The following is a 22,815-nucleotide window of genomic DNA, read 5'->3' on the forward strand; positions in this document are numbered from 1 at the left end:
TTCTGAGGTTGCTCCAAACCCGTTTGCAAAAAAACAGGCCTATCGAACGATGAACAAGCGAAACCGGGCCCCACAAACCGCGTAAGCTGTAGTAAAGAACGCTTTAATGATAATTTTATGAACAGGAGGGATGGATTTGAACGGATGGGACGATTTTGGCGCTTTTCGCAAGCAAAGTTTCTTTGAAGGGTTTCTGGGAGATGTCCCTACATTCTTCAAGATTTTTTTCGTGTTCTTTTTGCTTGTTTTTATTTTTATAATTTATAAAATGGTACAGAACTGGTTAGCATATAAAGCCAGCCCGTTGACCACAGGGTATTATCAAGCCGTCGCTAAACGCAGCGAGGTATGGGGAGGTTCAGGGGACCACAGCGCCAGCACTAGTTACTATGTGACCTTCGAGGATGAGGGTGGTAACCGTGTAGAGCTGCAGGTTCCGAATTCGGCATACGGATATATTATTGAAGGCGATACCGGAGAGCTAACCTACCAGGGTATAAGATTCAAGCATTTCCAACGGCAAGGAAGCAGATCGGGTTCACGGCTATAAAGCGGGACCGATACGTTCGGGGGAAATTGAAAACGATGGATGGCGAAGCCGCATTTGGAATTATCGTGATTGTAAAGAATGGAAGCTGTTCATCTTATTAAGTGGAAAAGGGAAGACCAGAGGGGGATCCCCCAGGTCTTCCCTTTTTGTGATCTGAGGAGAATGGCTACAGCACCCGCTGCATATGCAGAAGTACATTGCTCCAATAGCCTGTATCCAGTTCGCTGATCTGGACACCGGGATCGCCCCAGGTGTGTATGAACTTTCCGTCACCGATGTAAATGCCGACATGGCCCGGAATGGCATTATTTTCGAACCGTCCGGGAACGGTGAAGAAGACCAGATCGCCACTCTTCAGCTCGTTCCGATTTACACGCGACCCCAGATTATCCTGATCCTTGGCCAGACGGGGCAGATTTAACCCGAACTTCTTGAAGACATACTGAGTAAAGGAAGAGCAATCGAACTTTTTGCTTTCTTCATATGGGGCAGCACCGAATTCATAAGGGACACCGAGAAAGGATTTAGCATATGACACAAGCTCATCGCTCTGAGAAGGAGAGAGACTTTGAATTTTTAATGGCCTGGCGAGCTGGCTCTGGCCTTCTTCAATCGCGGTATCTTTTACCGTTGGGGTTGCGATATTAATCTCCCCGGTGTACTGGTTCCAGGCCACCTTCGTCTGGAGTAGCTTGGAAAGCGCCTTGGGCGTAATATAGATCTGGCCATTGCGGATCTGAGGGGCATCGCTCAAGGAAACTTTTTCACCCAATGACAAGACTTCGGTTGAACCAGGACGAAGCTTGTACATCACATCAGTGTAACCTATGCTGGTATATCCGTCCGGCTTCTTCTCGTCCTTCATCTGGTAGCCGATGGAGGCAATAGCAGGGGAGAGAGGAATCCAGAACTTGCCGTTGGCGTCGGTGACCTTGGCTTTCTCATAATAGCTGGTAGCAGGCGACCCATCGGGAGTCAGTGATCTTACTTTTGCGGTTTCCTGGGGCTTATAATAGCTGCAGGCTGTACAAGCCAGGACAGTGCACAATAAAAGGGCTGCAGCCCTGTTTTTTTTGGAATATTTCATCATCTCACACGCTCCATATCTTAAGCTTTAGTGTTAAGTTTGCACAGGAAGCTCTTTTTTATGTGAGCTCAATTCAGTTAATCCATTCCATCCTGCTGAATGAGTGTCAGCTATTCTCCATATTGAGTGCAATTTTATTAAGATATTGTTAAAAATGAGCGTGTTATATGTGATTGACGGATATACAACCTCCATATAATATAAGTTTAATAGATTCGCATGTATCATTGTGAGATTCGTGTAAGCTTTCGCTTTAATGCATTCATCTATAAAAGCGATAATGCTTTACCACTACTTCTGATGCACGCGCTGATACTGTACAAGAAAAGGGGTTATCTAATGAAGAAAAAGAATATTTTGCTAAGCTTGAGCATGTGTATTTTGCTGCTTGTGGCAGCGGGCTGCGGTTCCAACAGCAACAATGCGGCTGTTAATTCGGGAGCTGGAAATTCGACGGGAAGTACTGCAGCTACGGAAAATACGGGTAGCGGGGATGCCAAATCCTACAAGATTGCCATCTCGCAGTATGTTGAGCATCCATCACTTGATGCTACTCGTGAAGGTATTCTGGCTGCACTCAAGGATGCAGGAATTGTTGAGGGCGAGAATCTGAAGGTGGATTTTGAAAATGCCCAGGCAGATCAGGCGAATAACCTGTCCATCGCCCAAAAGATCGCAGGGGATAAAAATGATCTTGTACTGGCGATTGCAACACCTTCTGCACAGGCGGTAGTGCAGTCCATCAAGAATGACACACCGATTCTGTTCGCGGCAGTAACGGACCCGCTTGATGCGAAAATTGTCAAGGATCTCGATCATCCGGGCGGAAATGTCTCCGGGGCATCCGATACAAATCCGGCAGCAATCACTGAGCTAATGGATTTCATTGCGGCACAATTTCCGAATGTGAAGAAGCTGGGTCTCGTTATTAATGAGGGAGAGCCTAACGCAGTAACGATGGCGGGAATAGCCAAGAAAGCGCTCGACAAGCACGGCATTGAACTGGTTAAAGCAGCAATTACAAATACTTCCGAAGTGAAGCAGGCTGCTGAATCGCTCGTTGGCCGTGTTGATGCATTGTATGTCACACTGGACAACACTGTGGTAGCGGGGATCGAGCCGATCATTCAAACGGCAAATGCCAATAAGCTTCCTTTCTTCTCCAGTGATCGTGATACGGTTGAGAAGGGCGCTTTTGCCACAGTAGGTTTCAAATACTTTGACCATGGTTACCAGGTTGGACAGATGGCTGCTGAAGTGCTGAAGGATGGCAAAAAACCGGGAGACATGAAGGTCAGCATGCAGGAGAAGCTTGATGTTATTTTGAACCTGAAAGCGGCAGCAGCACAGGGCATTGAGGTTACCGACGCGATGAAGAGCGCAGTCAAAGACCCGGCTAACAGCATTATTCAATAAGACATGACACACGGGGCGATTCTGAAGAACGCCCTTGCCGCTTAGGGAGGAAGTCAGCGATGATGAATTCGATGCTTGGTGCTACGGAACTGGGCTTACTTTATGCTTTTATGGCTTTAGGGGTATACATTACTTTTCGCATTCTTGATTTTCCGGATCTTACGGTGGACGGAAGCTATACTACCGGTGGCGCAATAGCCGCTGTTATGATCTCGCACGGGTACTCGCCTTGGTTGGCAACGCTGGCAGCTTTGGCCGGAGGGATGGCGGCAGGCATATGTACGGGACTGCTGCACACTAAGGGCAAGATTAACGGTCTCCTATCAGGTATCCTGATGATGATTGCCCTATATTCAATTAACCTGCGCATTATGGGCAAACCCAACGTCTCGTTAATGGGTGCGGATCTGATATTTGGCTCCGTGAATCCGTTACTGGTTATGCCGTTCGTGGTTCTTGTCGTAAAGCTGCTAATGGACCTGTTCCTGCGTACTGATCTCGGCCTCGCTTTGCGGGCTACCGGAGATAACGCGCGAATGATCCGCAGCTTTGGGGTGAATACAGACAATACTACGATTCTGGGGATTAGCTTATCAAACGGTCTAGTGGCACTTTCAGGTGCCCTGATCGCTCAATACTCGACCTTTGCTGACTCCTCTATGGGAATTGGGATGATCGTTATCGGCCTGGCCTCCGTAATTATTGGCGAAGCGATCTTCGGCTCCGGGAGTGTATTCCGGGCAACACTGGCGGTCATTCTGGGGTCCATCGTCTACCGGATCGTGGTCGCACTGGCCTTGCGAGTGCCGTGGCTGAATGCCTCGGATCTTAAGCTGATTACTGCCGTTATCGTCATCGTTGCGCTGGTATTCCCTTCGATTCAGCGTTACTTAAAGCAGAAGAATGTTGGACGCAAGCGGACAGAAGAATTGGCTGAGCAAGCGCTCCGCAGCAAGAAAGGGGGCGCACTCGATGCTTAAACTGGACAATGTATCGAAGCTGTTCAACCCCGGAACATCTGACGAGAAGATTGCTTTGCTTGGTATTGATTTGGAGCTTCATCCTGGTGATTTTGTTACGATCATCGGGAGTAATGGTGCCGGTAAGTCCACGCTGATGAATATTATTTCCGGGGTAATGAAGCCTGATCTTGGCGAAGTGCTGATTGAGGGCAGTTCAATCAGTGGTCTGCCTGAGTTTCAGCGCAGCCGCTGGGTGGGTCGGGTCTTCCAGGACCCGATGGCAGGTACAGCTCCGCATATGACGATTGAAGAGAATCTGGCGATGGCCTATAAACGAGGCAAGAACAGAGGCCTGAGCTTTGGGGTTAATGCGGCGAGACGGACAATGTTCCGCGAGCAGCTAGAGCGTCTGGGCATTGGCCTGGAGAATCGTCTACGGGCCAAGGTAGGGCTGCTGTCGGGCGGGGAGCGGCAGGCGCTCAGCCTGCTGATGGCGACCTTCACGCAGCCGCAGATTCTGCTGCTGGACGAGCATACGGCAGCGCTTGATCCTTCCCGTGCGGAGCTGATCACGAAGCTGACGGAGTCCATTGTCCGCGAAATGAAGCTGACCACCTTGATGGTCACCCATAACATGGAGCAGGCGATCCGCCTGGGGAACCGGCTGATTATGATGGATAAAGGATCGATTATTCTCGATATTGATGCCAGCCGGAAGCAGGATTTGACTGTGGAACGCCTGCTGGGAGAATTCGAGGCTATTAGCGGGCACAAGCTGGCAGATGACCGGATCGTGCTTGGTTAATGGTAAAGCCCGTATATCATAAGTAATTAACAGCAGGCAAAGAGGCAGGGATATAAGGTCCGTTGAGGACTTTATATTCAGGCCTTTTTGTTGTACAGAAGATACGCTGCCGATTCATGCACTCGTATGCGAGGTAAAGGTTAGGGAAAGAACTGATCTTGAAGCATGCAATATGATAAGGAGGATGGACATCCATGGCAGAGAACCAGTTGAAAGGTAAAGTAGCGATAGTGACAGGTGGAGGATCGGGTATAGGCCGAGCGGCAGTGCTTGAATTCGCCAGACAAGGAGCAAAGGTGGCTTTATTGGACCGGACAGTGGATAAGGCGGAAAAGGTGAAACGACAGGTGGAGCAGGAGGGTGGCCAGGTTCTGGTCATCGGATGCGACATTGCCGATCCCGGGCAGGTGGAATCAGCAGTTAGACAAGCGGCTGAGGCTTGGGGACAACTGGATATTGTCTTCGCCAACGCTGGTATCAATGGCGCTCTGGCCCCGATTGAGACGATGGATATCGAGAGCTGGGATCAGACCATTCAAATTAACCTTCGCGGAACGTTCGCTACCGTGAAATATTCAATTCCTTATTTGAAAGAAAAGGGTGGCAGCATCGTCATTACCAGTTCGATCAACGGAAACAGGGTCTTCTCCAATATTGGATTTTCCGCGTATAGCACGACGAAAGCTGGTCAGGTGGCCTTTATGAAGATGGCAGCGCTGGAGCTGGCCCAATTCAAGATTCGCGTTAACGCAATCTGCCCTGGAGCTATCAAAACCAACATTGATAAGAATACCTTTCCTTCAGATGATTTAAGTGAGGTACAAATTCCTGTGGAGTTCCCCGAAGGGGATCAGCCGCTGGAAGAGGGTCCAGGAAGTTCAGAGCAAGTCGCCAAGCTTGCACTGTTTCTGGCCTCTGACAACTCAGATCATATCACGGGTACAGAAATCTATTGTGACGGGGCAGAGTCACTGCTGCATGGCTAGTTCCGACTAATTTGAGCCGACCTTGCATATGATGAACCGAATGTCCTTTCCTACCTAAAACGGGTTTCCGCCCCGCGCAGATTTACGGTGTATCCGGCCGTGCCTGTCAGGGGTTGAAATTCCGTTTTTGCTTATAGAAAGGGGCAGGGGTTTCAGTTATAATGGATTATCTGTGAGGAGAGGAGAATACAGGATGGAATTACATTTTGAATCGATTATCAAACTTTGTGTGGCCATGCTGTTCGGGCTGTTCATCGGTATCGACAGGCAGATTAAGCAGAAACCGCTGGGGATTCGGACCAGTATGGTCATCAGTATTGCGAGCTGTCTGGTTACGCTCGTATCCATTCATGCGTTCGACAAGTTTGCTGGACCGGATCATCCCAACATGGACCCGATGCGACTAGCTGCGCAAATTGTGAGCGGGATCGGTTTTCTGGGTGCAGGTGTGATTCTGCGCAGAGGAGGCGATGCGATCTCCGGTCTGACCTCTGCGGCGCTAATCTGGACGGCTTCTGGCATCGGGATCGCGGTAGGCGCCGGCTTCTATGAGGAGGCGGCTTATGCAGTTGCACTGCTGATGTTTGCTGTGAACGCTGTTCCGCACCTGATTAAAGCGATCGGGCCGCAGGTGCTTAACAAGCATGAGGTTTCCGTCAAAATCATTATGGAACCCAATTACGTATTGACAGACGTCATCCTTAAAATTGAGAAGCCTGAAGCCATCTCGCAGAAGCGGCCGAAAGGCTATGTCAGAACCATTCGCCGCATAAAAATTAAGGATTTGGATGACGGCAGGCAATTGATTGATATGGTCCTGTCTACGCCAGACCGGGATTATGCCACGGAAATCTATTATGATATCAAGAAGATTGAGCATGTTATGAGTGTGGAAGTAGAGCAGTTATAAAAGGTCATGTTAACGCTTGCGAAGATGTGGTAATCTAACAAGTGGAGAGTATTTCTGAAGGTACTGAAGGGAGACTGTACACAATCATGTCGATTACAGCATTTGAAGGGCAATATGAAGGAGAAGCCGCCATTTGGCTCAAAGCCGGGCGTTATGAAGCGGCGCTACTACCGGGGATCGGCGGCAACTTGATTTGCTTCCGTGATACCGAAAACGGTTACCGTTTCCTGCACGAGCCAGGAGCGGAAGAAATGGAAGACTTTAAAGCCAGTCCTGGCATTCATGGCATTCCGGTACTATTTCCACCGAACCGCTACGAGGATGGTAAATTTCCGTGGAAGGGACATACCTATCAGTTCCCTGTGAATGAGGCGGCAACCGGCAATCACTTGCACGGGTTCCTTCATACGGCAGCCTGGGAGGTTGAGGAGTTCGGCAGCAGTAAGACTGAAAGCTTTGTTACCGTCAAAATAAAAGTGGATGAGAATCACCCCTCCTATCAATATTTACCGTTTAACTATACGATCAAGCTGCGCTACAGCCTCGGAGAAGGCGGTTTGTCCCAACAACTGCTGGTACATAATGACGGCACAGAGGAAATGCCTTGCCTCTTGGCATTCCATACGGCGATCAATGCCCCGTTCGCTCCGGGAAGCACGTCACAGGACTACCGGGTGAAGCTTACGCTTGGACAACGTTGGGAACTGAATGAACGGATGCTTCCTACCGGATCTTTCCAGGAACTGCAGCCCGAAGAGCTTCAATTGCGCGATGAAGGTGTGAATCCGTTCTATGCTTCAATGGATAATCATTACACAGCCGTGGCTCAAAACGGACGCAATCGGATGGAACTGACAGACAGTCGAGCCGGCGTTACGCTAGTCTATGATGTAGGTGCCTCCTACAAGCAATGGATGATTTGGAACAATGGTGCGACAGAGGGCTTCTTCTGCCCTGAACCGCAGATTAACCTTGTAAATGCTCCAAATGTAAATCTTCCGGCAGAAGAGATTGGTTTGTTCAGTTTAAAGGCGGGCGAATATTGGGAAGAGACCAGCCGTTTATATGTAAAATAAGGTAGGGTGTTTCTTCAAAATTAGTATTTGGTAGATAGGTCTTAAAGTCCTATGAGTAACTGGAAACCGCTCTTTTGAAAATGGGAACAGAGACCCTGTACCATGAAGAGAGCGGTTTCTTATATTTGTATATCCCACGTATACAAGGTTCTTCAACGCATTTATATTTCACTGCTTTAAACTGTTATTGTACATGTGGAATTTGCGTCTTTACGCAATATCCAGTTAGTACGAATTTTACATATTAGTAGAAGGGACAGGCTTGCGGTTGATGATAAACCATTGGATAATAGGTTGAAAATCAATCTGTCCCTTCCCGAGTCTAAAGGAGGAGTGGAATGCAGATTCTTGCAATGGTGACCATGCTGATCGATCATATCGGCGCCATCTTTTTTCCGGGCGAAATGACCTGGAGATATATAGGGAGAATTGCTTTTCCAATCTATTGCTATGCACTTGTACAGGGGCACATCCATACCTCATCCCGATCCAAATATGTACTGCGGCTGCTCTTCATCGCCCTGCTTGCCCAGATACCATACAATCTGGCCTTGAATCCGGGTGGATGGAATGTCGTATTTACACTATTGCTTTCGGTGCTTGTGCTGATCGTACTAGACAAACTGCCCAGTCCCTGGTTGGGTGTACCGGTCGTTGCCGCTGCTGTGCTGTTGATGGAATATTACCCGCTGGATTATAACGCTTACGGTCTGCTGCTGGTTCTCATTTTTCGCTATACGAGATCGCATGGGCTGGTGCTGGCACATCTGGCGCTCAACATATTCTATCTATTCTACTACGGCTGGCTGATACAAATGGCGAGTCTTATTCCGACCCTGGCTATTGTATACGCACCGGCCATATGGACAACCCTGCAGCGTCGTCGTGTGCCGCGTTGGGTATGGTGGTCTTTCTATCCGGTTCATCTCACAGTGTTGGCCGTAGTAAGAGGGCTAGTGAATGGTCAGTGGATGTCTATAGACTGGATGCAACTGCTTAAGCTGTAGTGGAACATCATCGACAAGAATAGCGTTTACAAATCTTGGCTTGGTTGAGATAATGAATTGATTTCACAAAATTCGGAAGAGGAGACATGCTATGAGAAAAATCAAATCGAGAGCCCTATGGTTTATGCCTTTCATTGCGCTTGTGCTGGTTCTGGCAGGTTGTCAATCAGTTGGTGGATTCGATGTTAACAAGGCGCTGCTTGGAGATTTGGATGTAAAGTCGTCCGAATACAGCACGAAGTTATCCTTGGCTGCTGTGCCGTCTAGTGACAAACTTAGTGAAGAGGATCAACAGATTGTAGATCTTATTAATTCTTTATCTTTGAATGTAAGCAACTTGAAGCTGCAGGATAATGGTGATATTTCCGCAAAAGGAACTGTGGGCTACAAGAAGTTGAACTTGCCGTTCGCATTCTTTATGGATAAGGAAGCGATCGTACTTAATGTAGAGGGTGCGAAACAGCCGTTCTATTTCCCAATTGCTTCTTACGAGAAGGAGTTTGGTGTCGCAGGTCTGGATCCAGCCAAAGCGGAAGATCTGTCCAAGCTGATTACGCAATTTGTTGTTAAAAATCTGCCGAACCCGGGTGTAATTAACGTCTCGAGCGTTAGTGAGGCAGTCTATGGTGAGCAGCTTAATCTGACTAAGCTGCATGCAGAGGTGACAGGTCAAGAATTGCCTGCACTTCTGAAAACATTCCTAAAATCAATATCTAAGGATACCGAGGGCTTCACTACTTTGATCAGCGGTCTTTATGACTATCTATATCCAATTGTTAAGGCCTCGGGTGTTAATGCAGACGACTACCTCAATCTTGGTCTCGGCGATCTTCCGCTGGATGATAAAGAGGGTGTTGTAACCGTTCTGCATGACGCGGCGAAGCTAGCTGTAGATTCCTTGCTGCTTGTTTATGACAAGGAGCTTGATAATCTGTATGAATACGAGCCTGAATTGAAAACAGTGCTCAGTAAGGATACAAAACTTCAAGTCGACCTCTATGTCGACAGTAGCCTGCATATCCGCAAGCAGAATATCGATCTGAAGATCGCGCTTCCGCAAGTGGATGGCATTCCGCTGAAAAGTATTTCTCTGAAGGCAGAGTCGCAAGCCTGGAACATTGGGGGCAAAGTAACGGCTGATCACCTCAGCACAGAGGGTGCCCTGGATGTTAATAAGGTGAACCTGACTCCAGGAGAGACGCTGAGAAGCTTTGAACCAGGGTCCGATGTGTACCGTCTGCTCAAGGACGAAATCGGCATTACCAAAAAGTCGCTTGTGATTGCTCCAGACGATGATTATTACTATCCGGTTGTGATTGATAATACAACTTATGTACCGCTGCGCTACTTGGCAGAGGATTTGGATGCGACCATTAAGTGGGATGGTGCAACCAGAACGATTACTGTCACTGACGATTTGGAAGGCGACCAATTGGTCTTCAAAGTCGGTTCTGCCCAAGCTACGCTGAATGGAACCAAGATTAATCTTGGGAAGGCTGTATTTATTGATGAGTACGGCGATGCCAATGTGCCACTCCGTGTTCTGGCGGAAGCCCTGCATGGCAAGGTGACCAGAGACGAAGAGGGCTGGATTTACATTAATCGTAATTAGTACACATAATGAATTATAGGTAAGAGTAAGGCCGCTTTCTCTGCGCAAAGAACTTGCGTGGAGGGCGGCTTTTTATGTGTCGGGATGGGTCTTGTCCATGAGGTTTATAAGCTATCTTCCAAATGGTGAATAATAAGGCACGAGGACAGCGAAAATAAGCAATGATAAACATTCATATCCGACAAAAAAAGTAGAGTATTACTGTTGCAAATCTCGAAAAAAAGTGCTAAGATGTAAAAAAGTAAGCAACTAAAATTAATGGAGGTAGTTATTTTATGTCCAAAAATTTTTTTGAAGCCGTTAAAGGTAGACGTTCTGTATATGCCATCAGCAAAGAATCCACGATTTCCGACGAAAGAATCAAGGAAATTGTTGAAGAGGCTGTATTACATAGCCCATCTTCTTTCAACTCCCAAAGTGCCAGAGCTGTAGTTCTGCTCGGTGAAAATCACGATAAACTTTGGAATATTGCGGAAGACGCCCTTCGTAAAATCGTTCCAGCGGATCAGTTCGAAGCCACTGCACAAAGACTGGGTGCTTTCAAAGCCGGTTACGGTTCCGTCTTGTTCTTTGAAGACCAAAATGTTATTAAACAACTTCAAGAAAAATTTGCAACCTATGCTGACAACTTCCCGCTCTGGTCTAACCAATCTTCCGGTATTCTGCAATTCGTAGTATGGACTGCATTTGCTGAAGAAGGCTTGGGTGCATCCTTGCAGCACTACAACCCGCTGATCGATGATGAAGTCAAGAAAGAATGGGGCATCCCGCAAGAATGGAAGCTGATTGCTCAATTGCCGTTTGGCAAGACAGTAGCTGCACCTGGACCGAAAGAATTCCAACCGATTGAAGAGCGCGTGAAATTCGTTAAATAAGAATGACTCAATAACAAGAAAGCCTCCATTCCCTAATACTAGGGCCTGGAGGCTTCTTATAATTGCGGCTATGCTGTAAACAAGTAATGCCCGCACAGATAGTGCTACTTATTTTTTTGGTGCTTCTGTTGCTGCCGGTGCTTCAGAAGGCGTAGCTGCTTTCTTGGCATCGGTCAAAGTGTTGGTGATTTTAGCTTTCTCAGTTTGTTCTTGCAGCCAAGTTGAGGACAGTTCAGAGATCTTCTGAGAAACGAGAATTTTGCGAATCTCATCCTTCTTCTCATCCAGGGTATAATGCTTGGCTTCCTTGCGGTCGGTTACCTTGATGATGTGATATCCGTATTGGGATTTCACTGCACCGCTTGTTTCCCCAACCTTCAGCTTAAATGCTGCATCGGCGAACTCAGGCACCATATCGCCGCGTTTGAAGAAGTTCAGGTCTCCGCCGTTATCCTTGGAACCTGTGTCCGTAGACTTTTCCTTGGCAACCGTAGCAAAATCTTTACCATCTTTCAATTCTTTGAGAACGGCATCCGCTTCTTCTTTAGTTTTCACCAGAATATGGGAGGCACGTACTTCTTCTTCGGTATCGAAGTGCGCTTTATTGTCATCAAAATATTTCTTAATTTCATCATCGGTAATCTTCACTTGTGGCTCAAGGATTTTACGCAGCTCCACCTGAAGTGGCATTTGCTTCTTGAGATCATCCAGGGTCATTCCACTTTGGGCCAAAGCGCTGTTAAATGCCTCTTCGCCTCCGAATTGGGCCTTCAGATCTGTAAGCTCTTCAGCAATATCAGCATCGGTTACAGTGATGTTGGCTTTCTTAGCTTCTTGTGACACCAGTGTAGTGGTGATCAGAGATTGCAGAGTAGATGGGCCACCGGCTTCCACCATCTTATCGTAAAGCTGGGATTTTGTAATATCTTCACCGTTAACCGTTGCTACAGCTGTATTGTCGTCTCCCTTTTGGAAGGGGGGCTTGATCAGAACAATAATGAGCGCGGCAGCCAATACGATAGAGGCGATCATCCAGCCTTTTCCGTTTTTAGGGGCTGCAGGAGCTGGCGGAACGTTTTCGCCGACTTTGTTCATGACGGGAACGCTTTCTTCATTTTCCAGTCCGACCGGTTCAGCAAGCTTGTCCTCTTGAACGGTCTCAGAAGGGAGGCTGCCCTCGATAACTGTCTCGTTTACAGCTTCGGGAGAATCCGGTTCTTCCGTCTTACCGTTGTTGTCCAGGTGTTCATTTTCATTCAAATCTTTTTTGTCCATTAGAATTAATGACTCCCTTCAATATAGGTGTTGCCTGTCTTTCTACAACTTTACCAGAAATCGTGCTCCCAAACCTTAAGAAAGTATAAAAATGCACAATTTCTTTTTAAGTTTTCATTAAGATATGGAAAAAAGCCGGAAGACTCATGTAATCATGAGCTCCGGCTTTTTGGAATAGACAGATCAATGTCTTCCTAAGCGCGCCGTTTGATGAGCAAATGGCGGATGCTTTCCTGTTTGCGTCTAGGCACACGGACATTTTTGGCGTATGCACCCATTTCTCCGAAGTAGATGCAATCGTCTGTGATGGAGCTAATCTTGTTGAGATTGACGTAACAGCCTCCATAGACCTGATAATAATTCGGATTGGACAACAAGCGTTTTAATTGCTCGGCAGTCATTCTTTTTTTAATGTTATAGTTTCTGCCGTGAAAGATGACCAAATCATGGTCTCCGACCTTAAAGAACAGAATGTCCGTCTCCACCTCGAAGTCCTCATATACGTTTCTGGCTTCCAGCAGGATGCTACTCATTCATGTTCCCCCTTTATAAGGATTAAAAAATAGATGTTAGCGCTTTCATTATATCATAACAATCAACCCCTGAAAAGCCTTATTTTTAAAATAATTTACGACATTTTTAACGTTGTATTTGTCATGGACGCTGAAAAACTGTAAATTAATAAGGATAGCTACTTGTCCATCCGCAGACAGAAAGCCTTAAAGAGAACAACTATGGAGGAGGAACATGAAATGAGTGAACATAAGAGACTTTTATTGTATACAGGTGCCTATGCCAGCGCAGAGGAAAACGGTGTTCAGGTGTTTGAGTTTGACGGTGAGGCTGGAGGGACGCTTAAGCTGCTGGATAAGGCTCAAGGGATTACCAACCCGACGTTTGTCAATGTAGACCCGGTAAGATCACGGCTCTATGCTATCGGTGAGCAGCCAGACGGAAAAGGCAGTAAAGAAGGAGAGATCGTTACTTTTGCGATAGATCCGCAGACCGGTGCGCTGAATCGTCTGGGCGTTATCCCCACTATGCCTCCAGCAGGTGGGAAGCAAGCGACTACTTGCCATATTAACCGTGAGCCGCAGAATGAATTCTTAGTGGTATGCAGCTATCATGGAGGGACTGTTGGATTGATCTCGCTGGATGAACAAGGTCTGCCAGTTGCCTTAACGGACACAGCTGTACATAGCGGGCATGGTGCTCACCCGGAGCGTCAGGATCGCCCACATCCGCATTCGGCTATTTTCAGCCCTGACGGTCGTTTCCTGTTCGTATCAGATCTCGGACTTGATCTTATCCGCACTTATGTCATCAACCGTGATAAGAAGACTCTGGAAGCGCAAGGCGATACCGTGCTGCATCCTGGATCCGGTCCACGTCACCTGGCCTTCCATCCGGACGGTAAATCCGCTTATGTGATTAACGAAGTGGATTCTACTATCACCTCATTTACATATGACAGTGAGACAGGCACACTGACGGCGGTTGTTACAGTTCCTACGCTGCCAGCAGATTTCACGGAAGAGAATACTTGTGCCGAAATCGCCTTGACGCCGGATGGCCGTTATTTGTACGGTTCCAACCGTGGACATGACAGCCTTGTGGTATTTGCGGTTGATGCTGCAACAGCAGGTCTGACACTGGTAGAGCATGTATCTACGCACGGTGGCCATCCTCGCCATTTCACATTAACTCCTGACGGCGCTTATTTAATAGCTGCTAACCGGGATGCGGGCAATCTTGTCGTTTTCTCTGTGGATAGTAGCAGCGGCAAGCTGACCTTCACAGGGAACACAGCGGAGTTGTCCAAGCCGGTTTGTGTGAAGCCCGCCTTTCTTCCATCTGTGACTGCTGCGCTGTAATGCTGGATTGAACCCTTTACACAGCAGGGAAAAACAAAGGGAACACCGGATAATTCCGGTGTTCCCTTTGAATTGAATAGGGTAAAGCATTGGATGGAGACTACTTTTAATGGAGATCTTATTTAAGAGAGACAGGCTTGAGCGGAACAATGGTGGAGATCGCCGATTTGAAGAGGATATTCTGCCTGCCATCACCCTGGCCTTGCAAGGAAATGGTGTAAGCGTCATATGCGGTAACAAGACCCTGCATTTTGACCCCGTTAGTTGTAAAAATCGTTACCGGCACTTTTGTTGAGATCACCTGGTTCAACAAACGTTCCTGCAGTTTTAGACTTTCCACTTGGCAGCACTCCATCTTCTTTAGATTCAATTTCTCTAGCAAGTATACCACGGGAAGACCTCCATGAAAATGTGGTTTGCTGCTTCATGTACAGACAGGGGGGTTCACACTGAATTACCAACAATGGCCCAGAGGGTATCGTCTTTTTATATGGTTTGCGTTAGTTTTCGGGCTGATCGCCGCATGGGTGACACTTGGGAATGTCTCTTCTTTTGACAATCCCGTCATTCATGCCGTGCAATCTATGGAATCACCAACATTAACAGCCTTAGCGAAAATGCTATCCCTGGTGGGTTCTTCCAGACTCGCCATTGGCATATCTGTGTTGACTATAATTCTGCTCTACTTTCTGCTCAAGCACCGGATGGAGCTGCTTTTGTTCATATGGGTTGGCCTGGGCTCACAACTGCTCAACTCGTTAATGAAGCAATGGTTTCACAGAGAGCGGCCCAACATCCACCGAATTATCCAGGAAGTAGGTTACAGCTTTCCAAGCGGACACTCTATGGCAGCTTTCTCTTTGTATGGGGTAATTGCTTATCTGCTCTGGAGGCACTTGCCGAGACGCCGAGAACGGGCTATACTGGTTATTCTTGCCGTATTGATGACGGGAGGCATTGGCTGGAGCCGCATTTATCTCGGGGTACATTATCCTAGTGATGTTATCGGCGGTTATGCAGCAAGCGGGGCTTGGCTGATGCTGTCCATCGGGTGGTTTGAATCTTATCGTTCCAGAAGAAAGCGTATAACCGCAGCTTGACAGATAACAGGCGGGTGACCCTGAGAACAGGGCACCCGCCTGTAGATATTCCTAGATGTTGTTACGGTGAGGATTAACCGAACGATCCTGGAATTGTCCGACTTGGCCGATTCGTTGTTTGAGGATAGCGGGCAAGCCGGCTTTCAGCTTCTGGGCTTCGGCATCCGTGATCCGGCCCTCCGTAACAGCTTTATCCAGCCGCTTGCCGGCTGCTTCACTTAGCTTCTGCACATATTGATCTTTGTTCCAGCCTTTTTTTTCCTGGGCGAGAGCATACAGTGTTTTGCCGCCCTTCAGGTTCTGGACAAGATCCGACCGATCCATCTCCAGCAGCCTGGCGGTTTCGTTAATGATGAAGTGGCCGCCGCCAGTGCGGAATTTCCCGTTCCTGCCCTGATGATGAGGCTCACGTTGAATTTGAGGGGCGTGGGACGGTGTCGCACTCTCAGCTTGGACGCTGTTTGGGAGCGTTAGCGCCGAGGCAGCGGTGAACAGTAGCACAGCGGCGTAAGCCGCTATTTTTGAGACAGAGTTGTTCATGGAATCACCTCTTGTAGATTTTTAAATGGTCAGGCTCTTGAACTAGTATCCCCGAAAAGCTGAAATGATCCTGAATAGAGGCTTAAAAGAGTCTAAATTTCGTCAGCTTGCTCCAGGGGTAATAATGTTTGTACTATAATAAGGATGAAATATATGAGACGAACAAAAGACAGTAACAAAAAGTGAGAAGGAACAATGGGGAAGGTTTGGAACTGTAGGAGCGGAGCGATCGCATTTGTCACCGGATTTCAACCGCTAAAAGCGGTTATAAAGAAGAAATCTGGGAACAAGAGCGACCGGAAGTCCTAACATTCAACGTAGTAAACAATCGAGCTTTACCGTTCAGATCTTATGTTTGTCAAAATGAAGGAGGGATGGATTTGGCTTTTGGAGCCCGCATTCTTAAAACAGGGATGGCAGTTACCCTGGCCCTGTACCTGTCTGTGCTGCTGCAATTTTCATCTCCAGTCGGCGCGGCGATCGCTGCTATTTTCGCCATGCAGCCTTCCATTTACCGATCTTGGCGCTATTTCCTGGACCAGATTCAGACGAGTACGATGGGGGCGGTACTGGCTTTACTGGGCGGAATGCTGCTGTCCAATGAACCAATTGCCGTAGGACTGGTATGTATTCTGGTGATTATGATAAGCATGAAAATGAAACGGGCTGACACCATTGGCCTGACGCTGGTTACTGTAATTTCTGTCATGGAAGCATCGGGGCAATGGGAATTCGCCCTGACCCGTTTTCTGCTTACGCTGACGGGGATTGTCTCGGCCTTCTTAATTAATATAACTGTATTTCCGCCAAAGCCTCGTAAGCAGTATATCCAGCAAATTGAGAGTGTCTTCGCGAGTCTGTCCCTGTTACTTAGGACTTGTGTGTCGCATGAGATGAAGGAAAGCGTGTTCCGTGATGAGAAACAGGCACTGGAAGGCTCGATCAAATCGCTGTCGGACAAATACAGCCTGTTCGAAGAGGAGCAGAAGCAGCTCAGACGGGCCAAGTATAGCCAGACCAGGCAAATGGTCGTGTACAAGAACCTGCTGGCTTCCCTGCTGAAGGGGTATGCGGTACTGGAGGCTGTGGATCGCCATTATTTTCAGGCAGAGCGTACGGAGGAGACGGATCAGTTGTTCGACCGTCATCTGGAGCTGCTGATCAAATATCATGAGCATATTCTGCTCAAATTTGAAGACAAGCTGAAGCCGGGAGCAGCCGAGTGCAGGACGCTTTCCGAAGAGAACGACAAGTTCCTGGAGGCAGCGATCGAGGGGTACAATGGTGAGAAATTCGGGCAATTGCGTCTTTCTGTGGTGGCCGGAGCCATTTACGATTACGGATATCAGCTGGAGCGTCTCGATAAAGTGGCGGATCAGATCCACCGAATGTCGGAGGAGAAGGAATAGCTTTTTAAGAAAAATTGATTTGATTTAAAAGACCCGTCTGACTCAGTAAAATGTACCCTATAAGATAGACACTTTGAAAAAAAGTCCATCTTATAGGGTATTTTGTTAATAATGAAAAAAAGAATTGCGTCAGAAGGTGGAAGCTCATGCGTGGGGGCTAACGGACCCTATCGTCGTTATTTACATAGAAAGCAGCAGGTGGAACATGTAACGGACTCAGGGGGCGCTATTTCCTCCAAAACCGTGGATTTCACACAGTATTTCGACTCATAACGTCTTTCGAGTCCGTTATATTCTAGAATGGTAGGTGGATTAGGAAATAACGTTTCTGGGGTCCGTTAGCAGACGGAATAAGAAGTAGGTACTGGGTTCGAGCAAGATCCTTAAATTTGACATGAGCGCAGCGATGCAAGGTCCCATTTTTGCTATCTTCCCAATTGAATGCACTCAACAAAAAAATCCAGTCCCAAGGGGACCGGATTAATTATAATGTATTTGTTATTGCTGCATGTAAGAGAATAAAGTTACTATTCAACTTGAAAAAAAGAGGTGGAGTTGGTACAATATAAAAACGCCAGATAAGAAGAATTTGTGAGAAAACACAATTATTCAATATGAATTTTATCATGAACAGTTTGGAATGTCAACCTTCAAAAGGGGATGAAATGTAGTGGAAAATCAGCAAGAGGAATGGAAAGAAGAGCAGGAGCGGGTAACTCAGGTAACCCAGATCTTGTCGGGGCATATCCGGCAGTTATCTGAGGAGCTGGGGCTGCACCGGACCGATGTGGTGGATATGCGTAAAGAATTTTGGGAAGAGGTAACTGTCAACTTCAGTAGTCCCGATGATTTGGGCGAGACCTCAACCAGCTTGCGTCAGCAAGCACAGATTCTTAACGAACGGGAACGCCATCATCTGCAGTCCAGCAAAGCTCTTAAAAAATATAAAAAATTGGTCGTCTCCCCCTATTTTGGCCGTATAGATTTCTCAGAGGGTCCAAATGGAGAAGCGGAGCAGATTTATCTAGGGATTGGATCACTTATGGAGGATGACGGCCAATTCCTGATTTATGACTGGCGTGCACCGATCTCAAGTCTTTACTATGACGGAGCGCCCGGACCGGCAACCTATGATACCCCTGGCGGGATCATTTCCGGCACTATGGAGCTGAAACGCCAGTTTGTGATTGACAGCGGGAAGATCGAGGTCATGTTCGACACCGGGGTGACCATCGGGGATGAACTGCTGCAACAAGTGCTTAGCCACAGTGCGGATGACAAAATGAAGAACATTGTCGCTACAATCCAGAAGGAGCAAAATGCCATCATCCGCAATGATAAAAGCCGTATGCTGGTCGTTCAGGGAGCGGCCGGTAGCGGTAAGACTTCGGCAGCGCTTCAGCGGGTGGCGTACTTGCTCTACAAATACAGAGCAGTGCTACAGGCAGATCAAATGCTGCTGTTCTCACCCAACCCGCTGTTTAACAGCTATGTCTCCACCGTTCTGCCTGAATTGGGGGAGGAAAATATGCAGCAAACCACGTTCCAGATGTATTTGGAGCATCGGTTATCCCAAGAGTTTCAACTTGAAGATGTCTTTAGCCAGACGGAAAGCCTGCTGAACGCCCCAGACGGTCCTGAAGCCCGCGTCCGCAGGGACGGTATTCAGTATAAGTCCTCGGTAGCCTTCTTGGATGCTATTCGCCGTTATGCCACCATGCTGGAGAAGGAAGGTATTCAGTTCAAGCCGGTCGTATTCATGGGTCGTATCGTAGTCACCAAGGAAGAGATGGCGGCTCAGTTCTATAGCTATGATTCAGCGATCCGATTGGCAAACCGGGTGGAGCTGATGACTGGATGGCTGCTCAAGAAGCTGGCGGCCTACAGTCACGAGGAGCGGGGCTCAGAATGGGTAGAGAGCCAGATTGAGCTGCTGGATTCCAGCGATTATCACCGGGCTTACCAGATGATGCGGCGTAAGAAGCGGGGGACTGAGAGTAGCTTTGACGATTTTGACACGGAAAAAGAGGTACTGGCCCGCTATGTGGTCAGTCAGCGTCTTAAGCCGCTTCGCGGCTGGATCAAGCGCGGGCGCTTTGTGGATGTTAAGGCACTATACAGCAAGCTGTTCAGCGATCGCAAGCTGATGGAAAGCTTGAACGGCAGTCCTCTTCCAGCTGAATGGGATGAGATTAGTCAACAAACCGTGTCTGCTCTCGCAGAGAATCATCTTTATTACGAGGATGCCACGCCATTCCTTTATCTGAAGGAGCTTAGCCAGGGCTTCCGGACCAACACCCTGATTCGGCATGTCATTGTTGACGAAGTTCAGGATTATTCACCGTTCCAGCTGGAATTCCTGCGGCGGCTGTTCCCGCGGGCGAAAATGACGGTGCTAGGCGACCTAAACCAGGCAATTTATGCTCAAGGTGAGGTACTTGGTGAGCTGGGTAATCTTGTGAGCATTTATGGGGAAGAGAATACGGAAGTGATCTCGCTAACGCGCAGCTATCGCTCAACGTATGAAATTGTCGAGTTCACGAGATCGATGATTCCCGGCGGGGAGCGGATCACACCGTTCAACCGGCGCGGCGAGGAACCGCTGATACAAGTCGTATCAACTGGTGGGGAGCTGCTGGACGCGGTGGAAAGGGATATTTTGCAGCTGCATGCCCAGGGCTATCATTATGTGGCGGTGATCTGCAAAACAGCCGAAGAGAGCGCACGTGTTCATGCCGCACTAGAGGATAAATTACCTGCCAGACTGGTAACGAAGGATACGCCGAACTTCCAGAAGGGTACGCTGGTTCTGCCGGCTTACTTGGCGAAGGGTGTGGAATTCGATGCCGTTATTATTTATGATGGCTCGGATCAGCAGTATAACCGGGAGAGCGAACGCAAGCTGTTCTATACGGCATGTACCCGGGCGATGCATTTGCTGCATATTTATTGTCTGGGACGTCCCAGCCGGTTTATGCCGACCTCTAAGACTGAGTCACTCACAGTGGGCAGCGTATAATATAAAGAAATTCAATTTTTAAAAATCCCTAAAAACCGTCTTCGCTTCGCGAAGTACGGTTTTACTTTTTTTCACAGTCTACAAACGGCTGTTTATTTACATCACGGTGTATAAAGAGAGGGGAACAAACCACAATAAGGGGTAATGTCAACTAAGATAAAGGTGGTCAGTCCATGAAGGATAAAAAATGGGATCTGGTTGCACTGGCTTCCATTCCGCTGATAATGACGCTAGGCAACTCCATGCTACTACCAACTTTACCGCAGATTGAACATGCCCTGGGGATCAATTCTTTTCAGGTCAGCATGATCATCACGGTTTATGGTCTGATTGCCATTTTAATGATTCCAGTTGCCGGTTTTTTCTCCGACCGCTATGGACGGAAAATTGTGATACTGCCCAGCCTTATGTTAGCCGCTATTGGTGGAGTTGTTTGTGTAATCGCCGCCTGGTTCATGAAAGGGTATAGCGCATATTGGGTGATTCTTGCCGGGCGACTGCTTCAGGGAATCGGTGCTGCAGGCGCTTTTCCAATCGTGCTACCGTTCGTGGGGGATCTGTTCAAAGATGAGAAGGAGGTCAGCAAAAGTCTAGGGCTGATTGAGACCTCCAATACCTTCGGCAAGGTGCTTAGCCCGATTTTGGGCGCATACCTGGGGACGCTGCTCTGGTACGCTCCATTTATCGCGATTCCGTTTCTCTGCATTCTTTCATTCGTGCTGGTATTGTTTCTGGTCAAGCCGCCGAAAAAGGAAGATCAGGCTGCAGAGGAGAAACCGACCCTACGCAAGTTTTTATCCGATATTAAGGACATTCTCCGCAAAAGGGGGCGCTGGCTCTATGCGATATTTGCCATCGGGGGCATATGCATGTTCGTAACCTTCGGAGTGCTTTTTTATCTGTCAGAGATCCTGGAAACAAAACATAAGCTGCATGGAGCGATGAAAGGGCTGGTGCTGGCCATCCCGCTGGCGCTACTCTGTCTCGCTTCCTACGGGTGCGGGAAGATCATCGGCCAGAACAAGGCCCTGATGAAGTGGCTGGGCTTTGGCGGAATGGTTTTGCTGACAGGCGCGATGGTGATCACCGGCTTCAACAAAGGAATTTATATGATGGTGGGGTTCCTGACAGTGAGCGGCATCGGTATTGGGGTGGTCCTGCCCTGCATGGATGCGCTGATCACCGAGGCTTTTGAAAAAGAAAACCGGGGAACAATTACTTCGCTATATAGCAGTATGCGGTTTATCGGGGTATCGCTGGGACCTCCGGTAGTCTCGCTGCTGATGACCCGGGGGCATTGGGTGCTATTCGGAACCATGGCTGTATTGGGCGCTGTAGGCGGTTTGTTGAGTTTGTTTGCTGTAACGCCAAGCAAAGAAGAAGGCGGACAAGATGGAGCCCAAAAGACAGCGAAGTCTTTCTCGATCCGGACTCAGCGGGCCCGGGCTCGCTGAGCTACCGAAAAGAGCAGGGCTAGCACATTCTTTTGCATATATTCTAGGCTCTGCCTTTGTGGATGAATGCCAAGTAAATAATTAACGCTACTAAAAAGCCCTTGTCTGGACATTCGGACAAGGGCTTGGTGTTCACCATCAAGTGAATCTATATTTAGGATTTTGGAACTGTCTCCCAGTCCTTGAGGAAACGCTCGATACCGTTATCGGTGAGCGGGTGCTTCCAGAGAGATGGCAGGAGGGAACCAGGAATAGTTGCGATATGTGCACCCGCTAAGGCAGCTTGCTCGACATGGGCAATGTTGCGGATGCTGGCTGCGATAATTTCGGAAGTCAGGCCGTAGTTGGTCAGGATAGTCTTAAGATCTCTGATCAGCTTCAAACCGTCCACGCCGATATCATCCAGACGTCCTACGAATGGGCTGATATAGGTGGCGCCGGCCTTGGCGGCCATCAGGCCTTGGGCGGCGGAGAAGATAAGCGTCACATTGGTTTTGATACCTTTTTTCGTGAGTTCGTAACAGGCTTCCAGACCATCCTCGGTCATAGGCAGCTTGATTACCACATTCGGTGCCCACTCAGCGATTTCATAGGCTTCCTTCAGCATTTCGTCTGCCTTCAGGCCGATGACCTCAGCGCTGACAGGACCTGGCACGATCTCAACGATTTCTTTGATAACGTCTTTAAAGAGTCGGCCTTCTTTGGCGATCAGTGAAGGATTAGTCGTTACGCCATCCACCAAACCGAGGCGGGTGATACGTTTGATCTCTTCAATATTCCCTGTGTCCAAGAAAAATTTCATTGCTGATATCCTCCCTTGATTTCCTAATGGATTGGCTAGCCGCTTTCAGCTTTAAT

General features: G+C 48.1%; 21 protein-coding genes. 15 read left to right on the top strand and 6 right to left on the bottom strand.

The window, feature by feature from the left end; genetic code table 11:
• Positions 1 to 136 precede the first annotated feature (136 nt).
• A complete protein-coding gene (locus HPT30_RS28185; protein ID WP_246317497.1) occupies positions 137 to 550 on the top strand; it encodes a DUF2500 domain-containing protein in 414 nt (137 codons plus the stop codon).
• Between the two features lie 166 nt (positions 551 to 716).
• Here HPT30_RS28185 and HPT30_RS28190 read toward each other — a convergent pair whose 3' ends face one another.
• Positions 717 to 1,640: a C40 family peptidase gene (locus HPT30_RS28190; RefSeq protein WP_246317498.1), complete on the bottom strand. Its 924-nt coding sequence runs from the start codon at positions 1,638 to 1,640 to the stop codon at positions 717 to 719.
• Between the two features lie 336 nt (positions 1,641 to 1,976).
• On the opposite strand from HPT30_RS28190, the gene HPT30_RS28195 reads away from it, so the two are divergent.
• From HPT30_RS28195 to HPT30_RS28235, 9 genes are all read left to right on the top strand, one after another.
• A complete protein-coding gene (locus tag HPT30_RS28195; RefSeq protein WP_175374575.1) occupies positions 1,977 to 3,053 on the top strand; it encodes an ABC transporter substrate-binding protein in 1,077 nt (358 codons plus the stop codon).
• Positions 3,054 to 3,112: 59 nt separating this feature from the next.
• The gene (locus HPT30_RS28200) at positions 3,113 to 4,033 is read left to right on the top strand and encodes an ABC transporter permease (RefSeq protein ID WP_175374576.1); all 921 of its coding nucleotides are present in this window, start codon (positions 3,113 to 3,115) and stop codon (positions 4,031 to 4,033) included.
• On the top strand, positions 4,026 to 4,820 hold the full coding sequence (locus tag HPT30_RS28205; RefSeq protein WP_175374577.1) for an ABC transporter ATP-binding protein: 795 nt from the start codon (positions 4,026 to 4,028) through the stop codon (positions 4,818 to 4,820). The genes HPT30_RS28200 and HPT30_RS28205 overlap by 8 nt, the downstream gene beginning before the upstream one ends.
• 194 nt (positions 4,821 to 5,014) lie before the next feature.
• Positions 5,015 to 5,806: an SDR family oxidoreductase gene (locus HPT30_RS28210; protein ID WP_175374578.1), complete on the top strand. Its 792-nt coding sequence runs from the start codon at positions 5,015 to 5,017 to the stop codon at positions 5,804 to 5,806.
• Positions 5,807 to 5,999: 193 nt separating this feature from the next.
• Entirely contained in the window at positions 6,000 to 6,716 is a 717-nt protein-coding gene (locus HPT30_RS28215; RefSeq protein WP_175374579.1) for an MgtC/SapB family protein, read from the top strand.
• A gap of 86 nt (positions 6,717 to 6,802) precedes the next feature.
• Positions 6,803 to 7,792, top strand: a complete 990-nt coding sequence (locus HPT30_RS28220) for an aldose 1-epimerase (RefSeq protein WP_175374580.1) — start codon at positions 6,803 to 6,805, stop codon at positions 7,790 to 7,792.
• Between the two features lie 338 nt (positions 7,793 to 8,130).
• Positions 8,131 to 8,799, top strand: coding sequence for a TraX family protein (locus HPT30_RS28225; RefSeq protein ID WP_175374581.1), 669 nt, complete (start codon positions 8,131 to 8,133; stop codon positions 8,797 to 8,799).
• 91 nt (positions 8,800 to 8,890) lie between these two features.
• On the top strand, positions 8,891 to 10,411 hold the full coding sequence (locus tag HPT30_RS28230) for a copper amine oxidase N-terminal domain-containing protein (protein ID WP_175374582.1): 1,521 nt from the start codon (positions 8,891 to 8,893) through the stop codon (positions 10,409 to 10,411).
• A 275-nt stretch (positions 10,412 to 10,686) separates the two neighbouring features.
• Positions 10,687 to 11,286, top strand: a complete 600-nt coding sequence (locus tag HPT30_RS28235; protein ID WP_175374583.1) for a nitroreductase family protein — start codon at positions 10,687 to 10,689, stop codon at positions 11,284 to 11,286.
• A 108-nt stretch (positions 11,287 to 11,394) separates the two neighbouring features.
• Here HPT30_RS28235 and HPT30_RS28240 read toward each other — a convergent pair whose 3' ends face one another.
• Both HPT30_RS28240 and HPT30_RS28245 read right to left on the bottom strand, forming a co-directional pair.
• On the bottom strand, positions 11,395 to 12,561 hold the full coding sequence (locus tag HPT30_RS28240; RefSeq protein ID WP_175374584.1) for a peptidyl-prolyl cis-trans isomerase: 1,167 nt from the start codon (positions 12,559 to 12,561) through the stop codon (positions 11,395 to 11,397).
• A gap of 194 nt (positions 12,562 to 12,755) precedes the next feature.
• On the bottom strand, positions 12,756 to 13,094 hold the full coding sequence (locus HPT30_RS28245; protein WP_175374585.1) for a LytTR family transcriptional regulator DNA-binding domain-containing protein: 339 nt from the start codon (positions 13,092 to 13,094) through the stop codon (positions 12,756 to 12,758).
• A 219-nt stretch (positions 13,095 to 13,313) separates the two neighbouring features.
• On the opposite strand from HPT30_RS28245, the gene HPT30_RS28250 reads away from it, so the two are divergent.
• Complete coding sequence (locus tag HPT30_RS28250) at positions 13,314 to 14,435, top strand: lactonase family protein (RefSeq protein ID WP_175374586.1); 1,122 nt, start codon at positions 13,314 to 13,316, stop codon at positions 14,433 to 14,435.
• A gap of 118 nt (positions 14,436 to 14,553) precedes the next feature.
• On the opposite strand, the gene hfq is transcribed toward HPT30_RS28250, so the two are convergent.
• Positions 14,554 to 14,826: an RNA chaperone Hfq gene (gene hfq / locus HPT30_RS28255; RefSeq protein ID WP_312876386.1), complete on the bottom strand. Its 273-nt coding sequence runs from the start codon at positions 14,824 to 14,826 to the stop codon at positions 14,554 to 14,556.
• Positions 14,827 to 14,851: 25 nt separating this feature from the next.
• Between hfq and HPT30_RS28260 the strand changes: the two genes are divergently transcribed.
• Positions 14,852 to 15,535 carry a phosphatase PAP2 family protein gene (locus HPT30_RS28260; RefSeq protein ID WP_246317499.1) on the top strand — a complete coding sequence of 228 codons (684 nt, stop codon included), beginning with the start codon at positions 14,852 to 14,854 and terminating at the stop codon, positions 15,533 to 15,535.
• 51 nt (positions 15,536 to 15,586) lie between these two features.
• Here HPT30_RS28260 and HPT30_RS28265 read toward each other — a convergent pair whose 3' ends face one another.
• Entirely contained in the window at positions 15,587 to 16,075 is a 489-nt protein-coding gene (locus HPT30_RS28265; RefSeq protein ID WP_175374587.1) for a hypothetical protein, read from the bottom strand.
• Between the two features lie 380 nt (positions 16,076 to 16,455).
• Here HPT30_RS28265 and HPT30_RS28270 point away from each other — a divergent pair, with 380 nt between their 5' ends.
• The 3 genes from HPT30_RS28270 to bcbE all read left to right on the top strand — a co-directional run bounded on the left by HPT30_RS28270 (position 16,456) and on the right by bcbE (position 21,957).
• Entirely contained in the window at positions 16,456 to 17,484 is a 1,029-nt protein-coding gene (locus tag HPT30_RS28270) for an FUSC family protein (RefSeq protein WP_175374588.1), read from the top strand.
• A 670-nt stretch (positions 17,485 to 18,154) separates the two neighbouring features.
• On the top strand, positions 18,155 to 20,503 hold the full coding sequence (gene helD / locus HPT30_RS28275; protein ID WP_175374589.1) for an RNA polymerase recycling motor HelD: 2,349 nt from the start codon (positions 18,155 to 18,157) through the stop codon (positions 20,501 to 20,503).
• A gap of 173 nt (positions 20,504 to 20,676) precedes the next feature.
• On the top strand, positions 20,677 to 21,957 hold the full coding sequence (gene bcbE / locus HPT30_RS28280; RefSeq protein ID WP_175374590.1) for a bacillibactin exporter BcbE: 1,281 nt from the start codon (positions 20,677 to 20,679) through the stop codon (positions 21,955 to 21,957).
• Between the two features lie 154 nt (positions 21,958 to 22,111).
• Here the strand turns inward: bcbE and fsa are convergent, their stop codons facing one another.
• Positions 22,112 to 22,759, bottom strand: a complete 648-nt coding sequence (gene fsa, locus HPT30_RS28285; RefSeq protein WP_175374591.1) for a fructose-6-phosphate aldolase — start codon at positions 22,757 to 22,759, stop codon at positions 22,112 to 22,114.
• Between the last annotated feature and the right edge of the window lie 56 nt (positions 22,760 to 22,815).

It is taken from the genome of Paenibacillus agri (genome assembly GCF_013359945.1).
Classification (GTDB): domain Bacteria; phylum Bacillota; class Bacilli; order Paenibacillales; family Paenibacillaceae; genus Paenibacillus_AQ; species Paenibacillus_AQ agri.